The following is a 13298-nucleotide window of genomic DNA, read 5'->3' on the forward strand; positions in this document are numbered from 1 at the left end:
ACCTCGAGGTGAAGCGGGGCAGTGGGAGGAGAATGATGCTACGCAGAGCAGGACTTTGTGGCTGCTTCGGTTTATGCATGTCGGTGCTCACGGCCGGCAGCGCCCCAGCCGACGAGGTTACACTGAAGGCCGTCGGCGCCTTCAACACCAGCGCAGGGGTTTCTGCGCCCTTCAGGAATTTCATCGACTGGGTGAACGAGAATGGCAAGGGCGTTGTCCAGATCCGTTTCCTCGGCGGCCCGGAAACCATCCCTCCCTTCGAACTCGGCGGCGCGATTTCCAGCGGTGTTGTGGATGTCGGCTTCGCGCCCCACGCTTTCTACGCAAACATCCTGCCCGGCGCCGCCATGGTCAAGCTGGCGACGAACACCGGACAGGAACAGCGCCGGAACGGCTGCTACGAGAAGCTCGACACGCTCCACCAGGAGCGAATGAACGTGAAATATCTCGGCAGGACCGGCGACCGCATCCAGTATCATCTCTACCTCAACAAGAGGCACGATAGCGCGGATCTATCCGGGCTGACGATCCGTGTCACGCCGATCTACCAGGCGATGTTCGGAAGCCTCAACGCCAACATGGTGAACACGCCACCCGGCGACGTGTACGCTGCACTCGAGCGGGGTGCGGTGCAGGGATATGGCTGGCCCTCGATCGGCATTTTCGACCTCGGATGGCAGGATCACACGAAGTATAGAGTGGATCCAGGTTTCTATCAGCAGGACGTCAACATCCTCGTGAATCTCGACAAGTGGAAATCCCTCACGGATGAACAGCGCGCCGTTTTCGGAGAGGCGATGGACGTTGCCGAGGCAGCCGAAGCGAACAACGAAGCGCTTGTGAAAGCCGAGAAGAAGAAGCACGCCGAGGCTGGCATAGAGACGATCGAACTGACCGGCGATGACCGAGGGACTTGGCTCGCCGCTGCGGCGGAAACCGCGCGGACGGAGATCGCCAAGTCCGACGCGGCCGCAGTCGAGCTCTTGATAGATTGCCTGACGAGCGCTCGGTAGATGGCCGCACTGGAGAGGGTGCACGACACCATCCTGATGGCGCTGGCTCTCGTAGCCGTTGCCATCGTCGCTCTGATCACGGTAGCCATTCCCGTCGATGCAACTCTTCGGTTCATCTTGGCGAAATCGCTCTACGGGCTGAACGACCTGGCCGAGAACGGCCTGATGACGGCGATCCTCATCAGCGTGCCTTGGGTTCTCAGCAGGGGAGGCCATGTCAGTGTCGAATTGCTGAGCGCCAACCTGCCTACGCTAGGCAAGGACCGTCTCCTTCGTTCGGTCTGTATGGTGGGGCTCGTCGCGTCCCTGGTCTTCGCCTGGGCGGGCATGTCGGCGCTGCTCACCGCCTATCATCAAAACCTGATCGTGCGGAAGGTGCTGAACTTCCCCGTATGGTGGACCTTCATCCCCATCGTCACCTGCTTCGCTCTCTGCACCTGCGAGTTCATGCGCCAACTCGTCCGCGGATCGAGCCCCACCCATATAGGCAATCTCTGAGGCATGGACTGGGGGCTCGTACTGATCCTGATGCTGGGCAGCCTCGTGGCGCTTCTCGCCGCCGGTCTGCCCGTCGCGTTCGCCTTCATCGTAGTCAACACGATTGGCGCCTATTTCGTTTTCGGCGGAGAAGCCGGACTCGTGCAGATGGTGCGCAACTCGGTCAGTTCGCTGACCAGCTTCGTGCTCCTGCCAATCCCGCTCTTCATCTTGATGGGCGAGATAATGTTCCAGTCAGGTGTCGCGCAGAGGGCGATCGGCGCCATCGACCGGGCCATCACGCACGTTCCTGCCCGCCTGTCCGTCGTGACGATCGCCGGCGGTTCCGTGTTCGCGGCGTTGTCGGGCTCCTCGATCGCAAACACGGCGCTGCTTGGCAATACCCTGATGCCGGAGATGCTGCGTCGCGGCTATCATCCGACGCTGGCGATGGGGCCGATACTTGCCTCGGGCGCGATTGCGGTGCTCATTCCTCCGTCCGCCCTTGCGGTTCTGCTGGGCAGCATGGCGAAGATATCGATCGCACAGTTGTTGGTCGCGGGCATCGTCCCCGCGCTCATCATGGCGGTGGGCTTCCTCGCGATCATCATGCTGTCCGCATGGATGCGGCCCCAACTCGCGCCGACGGACGATCTGGCCGCACGGGGCATGCGCGAGCGGCTGATGCCCCTGATCGTGGACGTGTTGCCGCTTTCGGCCATCCTTATCGCGGTTGTGGGATCCCTGCTGGCGGGGCTGGCGACGCCGACCGAATCGGCCGCCTTCGGCTGCGTCGCATCCCTGGTCGTCGCCATCTTCTATCGCTCGGTCAGCCTGCTGGTCGTCAAGCGCGCGCTGATGGCAACGGTACACCTCTCGACGACGATCCTGTTCATCGTGGCCGCCAGCCAGACCTTCAGCCAGATCCTGGCATTCACGGGCGCGACACAGGACTTCGTCGCCGCGATCTCCGGGGTTCTCACCACACCCGGAACCGTCATGTTCGGTGTCATTCTCGTCCTTCTGGTGCTCGGGTGCTTCGTCGATCCAATCAGTATGATGATGCTGACGCTGCCGTTGGTGATGCCCCTCGCACAGCACGTGCAACTCGATCTGCTGGTCCTTGCGACCGCCTACCTGCTGACGATGGAGATCGGACTGCTCACACCACCGGTCGGCCTGCTGCTCTTCGTCATGAAGGGGATAGCCCCGCCGGAAATCCGCATGCGCCAGATCTACGCGGCCATCGCGCCGTTCCTGGCTGTCAAGCTTCTCGTGCTTCTCCTGATCGTCACGGTCCCGCCCGTCGTGCACTGGCTGCCGCGATTCGTCGGCCGATGACGAAGGGTTTCGATGTAGGCGCCGGAGCCGGGCGAGGGCGCATCGCGGTGAGCGGCTGACCAACCGGGATGACCGGACTGGGCGTCTGCACCTCGAACGATAGAAATACAACAAGGTGTCATGGGCATGCTCACCCACACATCACACAGGGTCATCGAGTGGGGCGATTGCGACCCCGCCGGGATCGTCTTCAATCCCAACTTCTTCTCCTTCTTCAACCAATGCACGACCGAGCTTTGCGAGCTGGCCGGCTGGAGGAATCAGGATCTCGGCGAGCACGGGTTCGTGGGCTGCCCTCTGGTGCAGTTGCGCGCTGAGTTCAAGGCGTCGTGCACCTATGGAGACAAGATCACCATAGCGACCGGCGTGGTTGAGGTTCGAAGGTCCAGCTTCGACATAGAGCACCGGTTATCGTTGGGGCAGAACCTCTGCGTATCGGCGTATGAGACCCGCGTCTGGTGTGTTCGCGACGCTGCCACGGGCAAGATCCGCTCCGACAGGCTACCGGAAGATCTGGCCGCTCGGCTGAGGGGTGAAGCTCCCGAGGCTCGTGCGGATAAGCGCTGACGCCATAATCAAGCGACGCTTCGCCCGGATCGGGTGAAGCTGACCGAATGCGATGTTGATCGCGTGGCTACGACCTCCGCCTCAGGTTACGGGGCCGGCGGAACGATGTATACCCGCTCTTAGCCCTTGTGGCGGCTGTCCCACGACCGTGATCGAACTGCGCTGCCACGGAAACACGATCTAGAGGGCGCCGCCCTCTAGCCACCTGCGACCGCGTGCATAGAGCGCCTGAACCACCTTGTAACTTCTCCTCTGCCGAATCCGCTATAAGGGCGGGTGCGGTGGCGGACGGGAGCACGCACCACCTCTGGGCGGTTGAGCCCGCGGGAGAGCCAGTGTCGCCGTCCGCCGGCGACGACCCGGCCGGAGTTCCTGACGACGCATCGGCCGACCGGGAATCGTGGGAGCGCACCTGCCTTCGTGACCAGGCGAGCGGGCGTCCCGTTCGCGCTTTGACATGACTCCAGAGCTGTGCACGACTGCACCGCCTGCTGAGGACTACTGCATTGCCGTGGAAGCCACGAAATGAAGCGACACTGGCGGCTCGACAATATCGGTTGGCGGCTGCACGAGGCCGTCAACAAGTTCGACGCACGCGTTCTGGAACTGCAGCAGCAGAGCGGCTACCGGCCCCTGTCCCTGTCTCAGCTTCATGCCACCCGCAATCTCGACGACGACGGGACGAGGCTCTCGGAGTTGGCCAAGAGAGCAGGCATGACTAAGGCTGCGATGGGTGAACTGGTGAACCAGGTGGAACGCAACCAGTCATACATTTGCCTCGTCGAAGCTTCGGCGCGCCTCAACCACGCTGGTGTGGTTGTTTTCGGCCCATTGGAACAGGTGCTCCATAGCCGCATGGATCGAACGCCCTGAGTCGGTCAATGAATATTCGACGCTCGGCGGCGTGGTCGGGAAAACTTCGCGATGCACGAAACCGTCGCGCTGCAGGTCGCGGAGAGTCTGCGTAAGCATGCGCTGCGAGATGTCTGGCACCAGCCGCCGCAGTTCGCCGAACCTGTAGGGTTGCTCTGCTAGTGCCATGAGCAACAGCGCGCTCCATTTGGCCGACACATTCTGCACCACGTTGCGGATCGGGCAGTTGGCGATGCCGCCGCTTATCACGTCGGCGCGGTAGATCTCGATCTTCTGGCGGACCGAGGCGGTGCGAGCATCCATCAATGTTTCTCCCGGACTGGGTATTGTTCAGGTAACTACCTGATCTGAAACTACCTCCTTTACGAGGCGCAATTCATATACAATCTAGTGCTTGTCTCGAAAAGAGAGCACGTCTCGAATCGCGTAGGAGCCAGCAGCATGTCTGATACCCTTTTCGTAACCGGCGCATCCGGCCAGCTCGGTCGCGCCATCATTAACAGCCTTCTTGGCGCGCAGAAGGTCGCGCCTTCGCGAATCGTCGCCGGTACCCGCAACCCCGGCAAGCTCGCCGACCTTGCGGCAAAGGGTATCAATGTTGCCAAGGCCGATTTTGACGATCCTTCGGGCCTGGAGAAATCATTTGCCGGGTCCGGCACGGTGCTCATCGTTTCCACCGACGCCATGGACGCGCCGGGCAAGCGCCTGCGCCGGCACCAGGCCGCCATCGCCGCCGCAGCCAAAGCCGGCGCGAAGCGCATCGCGTACACCTCGCTGCCGAAAGCGGAGAACTCCGCTATCAGCTTCGCGCCCGACCATCTCGGTTCCGAGCAAGCAGTGAAGGCGACCGGCCTGCCCTACCTGATCTTCCGCAACAGCTGGTACGCCGAAAACCTGTTCATGAGCTTGCCGCAGGCGTTGAAATCCGGCCAGTGGTACACCTCTGCCGGCGAGGGCCGCATCGCCTACGTCCCCCGCGCAGATCAAGCAGCTGCAATCGCCGGTGCGCTAGCCAATCCGCCTACGACAAGCACGACCTACACGCTGACCGGCACGGAGGCGCTGAGCAATGCTGAGATTGCCGTGCTCGCCAGCGAGATCACCGGCAAGCCCATCCAGGTTGTGAACCTGACCGACGAGCAGCTTGCTGGCAGCATGAAAGCCGCGGGCATGCCGGAGCCGGCGATCCCGATGATCCTCTCCTTTAACGTCGCGGCGCGCGCCGGCGACCTCGCCACGGTCACTTCCGATGTCGAGAGGCTGTCGGGTCGCAAGCCGCTGTCGGTCAGGGACTGGCTGACAGCCAATAGGGCGGCGTTCGCGGGCTGATACCGGCACAATCCCCGGAGGCGGCGATGATTTTTTCGTCAAGGCGCGGCGAACCAAGACCCTTTGCGAACCGGAGCGGAGCGTGCGTTCAGGCACGTGAGCATCAGAGCGCGAGGAGCCGAGTTGCAGCCCGCCTTATGGAAAAGGCCAACGCTTCTCAAAAATGCTCATGTCCTTGCCGAAAACAGGCACAAGGTAGCTCGCCACGGGAAACGGCAGCGCTACTGTGACCTTGTCAAGCGAGTTGGTCTCTTGGGCGAAACCCTGGTTGTCCAGCCCAACGGACATGGCCAGCGCCAGCCCCGTCAAGGAATACAGACGCAGTGTTAGTTTGTCTATACGAAACATACTCTCCTCCCTCCAGCGCAACCTTTCTCGCTGCGATTTCAAGTTCGTAGCTGCCGGCAAACGAAATCGGCCGCAACGATCGTCGCTCCTGCTCCTGCGAAGCTCTAAGAGTGCACTGCAGTCTCCTTCGATGCCGGATCTGTCTCGGCAGCTCGGTGGCGCCGCCGGGCAATATCCGTGGTATCGTGGTAAATCGTCCCCGCGAGTTTTTCCTCGCCAGCCAACTCCGACGTTCCTGATGCTAATTCCGGGTTACCGCAGCCATTTGCGGCCACCAGCCGGTCTGCCCGCCGCCTTGCGTTTTGTGCGGCGCGAGCCTTGATGTGCTCGTATCCCTTGATTGTTTCGGGCAGGTCGAGGAGGTCTGCGGCGGGGCCAGCGGTATCAGGACGCAAACGGTGCAGGGTCTCGTCGACGAGTTGGCCGTACCAGGCGATGAGTTCGCGCTCCTCGCGGCGTGCTGCCATACGGCCGAAGGGGTCCAAGGGGGTGCCGCGGAGGGCCTTGAGACGCTTGAGGACAAGCAGGGCGGGCCGGAACCAGGGTCCGAGCCTGACCTTGCGCTTCATGCCGAGGCGGCGGATCAGCGGCGGCTGCAGGTTGTAGCTGATCCTGACCTTTCCGGTGAAGCGGCCGCGGATGCGGGCCTCGAAGCCGGGCTGGGTGAGCAGGCGGGCCACCTCGTACTCGTCCTTGTAGGCGAGCAGCTTGTGGAGGTTGCGCGCGACGATGTGGACGATGCGCGCCGCGGCCTTCGGGTCGAGGACGGCATGGGTGCGCCGGGCGACGCCGGCGACCTTGTCGAGATAGGCCGTGGCGTAGCGCAGGTTCTGGTAGCCGATGAGATCCTTGAAGCGCGGCTCCAGCAGGCGGGCGGTATCGGGGTCGATCCAGCCATGCGCGGCGCGCGCCGCCTGCCAGGCCGCCTCAAGGGCCGGGGCCGCGGCCTGCTCGCAGACGCGGTCGGCCAGCAGGCGCGGCGCGCCCGCGTAGAGGACTTCCAGGGCCTGCGGGTCGCACTGCGAGAGCCGTCCGGCGCGGAAGGCGGTCAGGTTGTTGTTGACGCTGACGCCGTTGAGGCTGATGGCAGCCTCGATGGAGGCCGCGCTGATAGGCAGCCTGCCGGCCTGGTAGGCGGCGCCGATGGCGACCATGTTGGTCATCAGATAGTCGCTGAATAGCTCCTCGGCGATGCGGCGGGCGTCGAGTACGACCATGTCGGCGACGCGCGTCGCCTTGGCGATGGCTTCCACCATGGCGTCGCGGGGCGGCTTGCGGCGCGGATCGCGGATCGTCTGGCCGGTAGGCAGCACCCCGGAATTGACCAGCGCGACCGTCCTGTCGGCGGAGCAGCGGGCCAGGTTGGCCGGCTCGATTGCGGCCAGCAGGTCGAGCGCGAGATAGAGGTCGGCCTTGGCGTAGCCGACGGTGTTGACGCTGGGGGCCATGCCCTTGGGCGCGACGATGAGGCTGGACAGGACGGGCCCCCACTTCTGCGAGGCGCCAGTCTGGTCGTAGGTGCGCACGTCGAGCCCGTCGAGGGCGGCGGCCTGGGCGAGGATGGCATTGGCGGTCAGCACCCCCGTGCCGCCGAGGCCCGGAATGTAGATCTGATAGGGTCGTTCCAGGCGCGCCATGACCGGCTCGGGCAGCCGGGCGGCGTCGATCTGCGGCGGGCGCGGCCTGGCCGGCTCGACCCCGGCCGCGATGTCGACAGTGACGAAGGAGGGGCATTCCCCCTCCAGGCACGCGCGGTCCTGGTTGCAGGAGGACTGGTGGATGCTGGTCTTGTCGCCGAACTCCGTCTCGACCTTCTGCAGCGACATGCAGTTGGCCTTGGCGCCGCAGTCGCCGCAGTTCTCGCAGACGTCCTCATTGACGAAGGTGAAGCGGGTCGGCTTCGGCAGCAGGCCGCGCTTCTGGCGTCGGCGGCGCTCGTTGGCGCAGGCGCCGTCGTAAATGACGATCGTCACCCCCTTTAGCGCGGCCAGCTCGCTCATGGTCGCCTCCAGCGCCTCGAGCGGACGCAGTTCCACGCCGCGGGGGAGCGCGCGCGCATCGTAGCGGTCGCGCTCCTTGGTGATGACGACGATCTTGGTCACCTTCTCCAGAGCCAGCCGCGGCAGCAGTTCCATGACGGTCGTCTGGGTCACCGGAACCTGTCCGCCGGTATTTGCCAGCACGCCGTTGATGAGCAGCTTGAACGTGATGTTGACGCCGGTCTCCACCGCATAGCGTATGTTCTGCAGGCTGGAGTGGAAGAGGGCGCCGTCGCCGACGTTCTGGACGATGTGCTGGCGGCTGGTGAAGGGGGAAAGCCCGATCCAGGGCAGGCCCTCGCCGCCGAGCTGGGTGGTGCCCTCGACCCGCTTCTGCGGCTTGTCCATCAGGGTGGCGAACAGATGGCAGCCGGGCGCGCCCCAGGCGATCTGGCCCGGCGCCAGCAGCGTGGAGGCATTGTGCGGGCAGCCGGAGCAGTAGTTGGGTTGCCGCCGCAGTTCGAAGGGCGTGGTCATGGCGATGCCGGCCAGCCGCTCCAGCCTCATCCGGCCAGCCGCGGGAAGCTCGAGCGATCCGGCAAGGACCCGGCCCAGCGTCGCCGCGACGGCGTCGCTGGACAGGCCGCCATGCATGGGGAAGAGGACCTCCCCTTGCGGCCCGGTCTTGCCGTAGATGCGCGACACGCCGGTGCCCACCAGCGCGGCGGCGACCTGGCGCTCCAGGAAGTCGCGCTTCTCCTCCACCACGATGACGGTGTCGAGGCCCTCCGCGAAGTCGCGCACGAACTCCTTGTCGAGGGGGCAGATGAGCCCCGCCTTGGCCAGCCTGATGCCATACGCGGCAAGACCGTCGTGGAGGCCGAGATCGGCCAGAGCCTCCATCGTGTCCGACCAGCTCTTGCCCGCGCTGATGATGCCGATGCGGTCGCCGGGTGCCCGGGCAACGACCCGGTTGAGCCCGTTCGCCCGCGCATAGGCCAGCACCGCCGCGTGCCGCTCGTGATACAGCGCGCGCTCCGTCTCGATATTGACGACCGGGAAGAAGCGGTGGTTGGCCTTCTTCTCGAAGGGGCGGCCGTCGATCTCCACCGGCGGCGTGGCGACCGGCAGCCCCGCCTCGTGCATCTCCACGACCTGTCCGCCGTCGCATAGCGTTCCCACCAGCTTCAGCGCGACCCAGCAGCCGGAAAAGCGCGACAGGGCGGCGGCGTGAAGGCCATAGTCGAGGAACTCCTGCACCGAGGCCGGATAGAGAACCGGCATCCCGTGATGCTCGAAGAAAAACTCCTGCTGGTAGGGAACCGTTGAGCTCTTGGCCTCGTGGTCCTCGCCGCTGAGGATGACGACCGCACCGTGCCGGCTCACCCCGGCGAAATTGCCGTGCTTGAGCGCGTCGCCCGACCGGTCCAGCCCCGGCCCCTTGCCGTACCAGTAGCCCACCACCCCGTCCACGTCCGGATGCGGGTGCTCGTCCAGCATCTGCGTCCCCATCAGCGAGGACGCCGCGAACTCCTCGTTCTGCGCCGGGCGGTGCGTGATCCCCTCCGCCTCCAGCAGCGCTTGCGACTGCTTCAATGCAAGGTCGATGCTGCCCAGCGGAGAGCCCGGATAGCCCGTCGCAAAGGCCCGCGTGCGAAGACCCGCAGCACGGTCGCTGCGCATCTGCTCCACCATCATTCGGATCAAGACATGGTTGCCGCCGAGAAACGCCCGCCGCGTCGTCTCCAGAAAACGATCATCGAGCGAAAGCGAAGGGCCGTTGGCAGAAGACATCGCTATCAACTGAATGCCTCCGCGCCATGCGAAGCGCTGAGCGATGGCTGCGATGACCTGTTCCGTTGACGGCCTGTCAACGAACCTTCGGCCGCCAGGCGGGTGCAAATAAAGATTCTGGACCAGAATGGTCTGTGATGCGACAAGCCTAGCCTCCCTGTCGGTCTCTCACGGAATTACCCCAGCTCCTCCCAGGCAATTCTAGTCCCTCGGGTTCTTTCATACATACGTTTGGTCGTCAAGACTCCTGATCAATTGCCCAAGGGTCATTTCGATAACTTAGGTCGAGTCCGATCAGTCTCCGGAGGCCGCCCAACCATGAACGTGCGAGCGAAGTTAGACACTTCACGCTGATCGGCTGAGGGGCGGCCTTCGACGTCGATCCACACCAATTATATTCTTACTTCGCATACCAACCCCTCAACTTGATTGGGGTCATTGCGGCACAGGGGGCATCGTCAGCGGTTGCGAGGGTAGCCGAGACCGCGGCAATGCCGCCCGGCCAAGCACCATATCGGCGCCCTTTTCCGCGATCGCCAGCACCGCAGCGTGAATGTTGCCGCTTATGAGATCGGGCATCGCTGAGGCGTCGATGACGCGGAGACCGTCGACACCGCGCACGCGCAGTTCGCTGTCCAGCACCGCGCCGTCGTCCGCTCCCATGTGGCAGGTGCCGCAAGGATGCTGGACCGGCTGACAGGTGGCGCGGACATAGGCATCGACCTCCGCGTCGTCGTCGAAGTTGGGCCCGCGCTCTGCCGCGATATACGGGGCGAGTGGCGCCTGGCGCAGCACGTCGCGGACGAGCCGGACACCGCGCCGGATACCCTCGATATCTTTCTGGGTAGACAGGAAGTTTTGGCGCAGACGCACCAGTTTGCGCGGATCGGCCGAGGCGAGTTCGATCCGACCGCGGCTTTCGGGATGGAGCAGCACGGCATTGGCGCCGATGCCGTCGATCCAGGGCGGTTTGATTCCGGGAAACCAGAGGTGCGCGTCGTACGACGCGAACGCATAGAGAAACTGGATGTCGGGTACGTCGAACGACGGATCGGTTTTGATATGGGCGATGAGGCCGGCGGGGAAATCGGTCGCAGGCCCGGTACCAGTAAAATAGGCGCGGGCGATATTGAAAAGCATCTTGTCGGCGCGGGTGTTGCGAACGAAGGGGCCGGCCTGGGTGCGCTCGAAGACAACGCCCGCTGAAATGTGCTCCTGCAGATTCCGGCCGACGCTCGGCAGATCGGCAACGACCTTGATCCCGTGTTTTGCAAGTTCGTCAGCGGGCCCAATTCCCGACAGCATGAGAAGCTGCGGCGAGTTGAGAGCGCCTCCCGACAGGATCACCTCACGCCCTGCGCGCGCGGTCCGCTTTTGGCCGTCGATCTCATAGGCGACGCCGACGGCGCGACCGTTTTCGATCACGATGCGGGTCACCAGCGCGCTTGTCTCAAGCCGCATGTTCGGCCGCGCGAGAGCGGGTCTGAGATATGCGTCAGCCGCGCTCCACCGCCGGCCATTCTTGATGGTCTGCTGCACCCGGCTGACGCCAACGTTCTGTTGCCCGTTATAGTCAGGGGTCCGCGGAATGCCGGCTGCGACGGAGGCGGCGAGCATCGGCTCCATCATTGGATCCTCGTAGGTCGAGACCCGCACGTCCATCGGCCCCTCGCCGCCGCGATAGTCGTCGGCGCCGCCCTCCCAGCTTTCGGTGCGCTTCATGTATGGCAGCAGATGTGCAAACGACCAGCCGTCGAGCCCGCCCGCCGCCCAGCGGTCGTAATCGCCTGGACTGCCTCGCACATAGCCCATGGCGTTGACGGACGAGCAGCCGCCGACGACGCGCGCGCGGATGCAAGGAATACGGCGATCGTCGACACCTGGTTCCGGTTCGGTGTCGTATCCCCAGTCGAGTTGGCGCTCGACAACGAACCTCGTAAACCAAATGAGCGGAACCTTGATCGTCGGGTCTTTGTCATGCCCGCCCGCCTCAATTACCAGGACGCGCTTGGAAGGATCTTCGCTCAACCGGTTGGCAAGCACGCAGCCCGACGACCCGGCGCCGATCACGATGTAGTCGAACTCACGATCGTTTGGCATATTTGGCCGATATCCCCCCGATGACTCCCGGTTCGGTCTCTCACCGAACTACCCCAGCTCCTCCCGGGTAATTCCAGTCCTACAGGACTTTCATACATACGTTTGGTCGTCAAGACTCCTGATCAATTCCAAGGGGATATTTCGACCAGTCGCTGGAGGCCGCCCAACCATGAACGTGCGAGTGAAGTCGGGCACTTGATGCTGATCGGGTGAGGGGCGGCCTTCGAGGTCGATCCACACCAATTACATTCTTACCTTCGCATACTGACCCCTCGACTTGATTGGATCATTGCGGCACGGGGCGCATGGTCAGCGGTTGCGAGGATAGCCGAGACCGCGGCAATGCCGCTGACCTTTGCCGTCGCCCTCCTGGAACGCCGGCAAATGCCCGCCCACTCTCAGAAGTGCTCCATCGGGCCTTTGCGGGCGTCCGTTCTATGAGGCGCCGGCGCGGTCATGCCGTGCACGAAAAACGCGACGAGTTCATCAATTAAGTGAACAGGGTCATCCACGGCGCAAAGCCCGTCGGACAGACGCCACAAGCGCTGTGGGCCCTGAACGTCTGTCACCAGTTGTAGGAATCCGCCGATGACAATGTAGTAGCGCCAGCATATCTCTTCACGGGGTATGCCAGGAGCGGTACGAGCAAGCGCATCAATGAAACGCTTAGCCACATGATCGCTCTGCTCGGAGAGTTTGTCGTCGAGAAAGGGCCGCGAAACCGCATATGCCTGAAACATCAGGCGCGGCAGGTAGTTTGCGGGCTCTTGCTTCCCGATAGCACGCCGTGCGGCCGGCTCAATCAGCGCACGCAGAACGCTTTCCATATCGAGCGGATCATCTCCGGCTTGCGCCTCAAGCTGATCGAGAAGGGTGAGGCGCTCACACTGCACGGGGCCGAGCAGCGACTCGTAGATCTCGCGAATCAGGTGTTCCTTGGAGCCGAAATAGTAGTTGACGGCGCCTAGGTTGACCTGCGCGGTGCCTGTAATGTCGCGCACTGATACGGCGTCAAGCCCACGCTCGGCGAACAAGCGAACGGCGACATTCAGAATATGGCTCCTGGAGTCCCGGTCGGCGCCCTTCTCAGCGCTCATCGCGTCTATTGATGTGGTCATCTGGTTCGTCTACCTGCTTCGGCCCGGCTTGACAAGAAAAACGAACGTATGAGCTTGTCGGATGGAAATCTGTGTCTTCGTAGCAAGGAAGCTGCCGTGATGCAGGAGTTTCGAGATCCACCCGGTCACGCTTGGATGTGGCAGCCGATCGCCGCGTCGCTTCAAGGTGCGCGCGCCGATTTGCATCTATGCGGGCGTTCTGCCTTTCTCTGGCGTGTTTCTGGCGGCGCTGATCGTGTTGACCTTCATCCCTGCGGTTAAGCTCATGAGTGCCAATCTGTCCATGCTCAATGACTGAATGGCGACCGCCGTCAACGCCGTCCGGCCGCATGGATCCGGAGCGCCCGATTTGTTCAGCA

Annotated in this window: 11 protein-coding genes; 5 read left to right on the forward strand and 6 right to left on the reverse strand. The window is 63.4% G+C overall.

Annotation, left to right across the window (positions count from 1 at the left end):
* Window positions 1-77 precede the first annotated feature (77 nt).
* The 4 genes from dctP (at window position 78) to GPJ75_RS12615 (ending at window position 3398) form a co-directional block, all read left to right on the forward strand.
* Window positions 78-1013 (forward strand): TRAP transporter substrate-binding protein DctP, encoded by a 936-nt coding sequence (dctP, locus tag GPJ75_RS12600; RefSeq protein ID WP_163268590.1) that lies wholly within the window; start codon window positions 78-80, stop codon window positions 1011-1013.
* Window positions 1014-1511, forward strand: coding sequence for a TRAP transporter small permease (locus GPJ75_RS12605; protein WP_163268592.1), 498 nt, complete (start codon window positions 1014-1016; stop codon window positions 1509-1511).
* Between the two features lie 3 nt (window positions 1512-1514).
* Entirely contained in the window at window positions 1515-2831 is a 1317-nt protein-coding gene (locus tag GPJ75_RS12610; protein WP_163268594.1) for a TRAP transporter large permease, read from the forward strand.
* 120 nt (window positions 2832-2951) lie between these two features.
* On the forward strand, window positions 2952-3398 hold the full coding sequence (locus GPJ75_RS12615; protein ID WP_205602519.1) for an acyl-CoA thioesterase: 447 nt from the start codon (window positions 2952-2954) through the stop codon (window positions 3396-3398).
* Window positions 3399-3896: 498 nt separating this feature from the next.
* Here the strand turns inward: GPJ75_RS12615 and GPJ75_RS27170 are convergent, their stop codons facing one another.
* The gene (locus GPJ75_RS27170; RefSeq protein WP_205602520.1) at window positions 3897-4052 is read right to left on the reverse strand and encodes a hypothetical protein; all 156 of its coding nucleotides are present in this window, start codon (window positions 4050-4052) and stop codon (window positions 3897-3899) included.
* Window positions 4053-4163: 111 nt separating this feature from the next.
* Window positions 4164-4574, reverse strand: coding sequence for a winged helix-turn-helix transcriptional regulator (locus tag GPJ75_RS12620; RefSeq protein ID WP_163268598.1), 411 nt, complete (start codon window positions 4572-4574; stop codon window positions 4164-4166).
* Window positions 4575-4712: 138 nt separating this feature from the next.
* Here GPJ75_RS12620 and GPJ75_RS12625 point away from each other — a divergent pair, with 138 nt between their 5' ends.
* Complete coding sequence (locus GPJ75_RS12625; protein WP_163268600.1) at window positions 4713-5600, forward strand: NmrA family NAD(P)-binding protein; 888 nt, start codon at window positions 4713-4715, stop codon at window positions 5598-5600.
* A gap of 135 nt (window positions 5601-5735) precedes the next feature.
* Here GPJ75_RS12625 and GPJ75_RS12630 read toward each other — a convergent pair whose 3' ends face one another.
* The 4 genes from GPJ75_RS12630 to GPJ75_RS12645 form a co-directional block, all read right to left on the reverse strand.
* Window positions 5736-5948 carry a hypothetical protein gene (locus tag GPJ75_RS12630; protein ID WP_163268602.1) on the reverse strand — a complete coding sequence of 71 codons (213 nt, stop codon included), beginning with the start codon at window positions 5946-5948 and terminating at the stop codon, window positions 5736-5738.
* Between the two features lie 104 nt (window positions 5949-6052).
* Window positions 6053-9721 (reverse strand): indolepyruvate ferredoxin oxidoreductase family protein, encoded by a 3669-nt coding sequence (locus GPJ75_RS12635; protein ID WP_163268604.1) that lies wholly within the window; start codon window positions 9719-9721, stop codon window positions 6053-6055.
* Between the two features lie 435 nt (window positions 9722-10156).
* On the reverse strand, window positions 10157-11821 hold the full coding sequence (locus GPJ75_RS12640) for a GMC family oxidoreductase (RefSeq protein ID WP_163268606.1): 1665 nt from the start codon (window positions 11819-11821) through the stop codon (window positions 10157-10159).
* A 398-nt stretch (window positions 11822-12219) separates the two neighbouring features.
* Window positions 12220-12939: a TetR/AcrR family transcriptional regulator gene (locus tag GPJ75_RS12645; RefSeq protein WP_163268608.1), complete on the reverse strand. Its 720-nt coding sequence runs from the start codon at window positions 12937-12939 to the stop codon at window positions 12220-12222.
* Window positions 12940-13298 lie beyond the last annotated feature (359 nt).

The organism is Chelativorans alearensis (genome assembly GCF_010993735.1).
Lineage (GTDB): Bacteria > Pseudomonadota > Alphaproteobacteria > Rhizobiales > Rhizobiaceae > Chelativorans > Chelativorans alearense.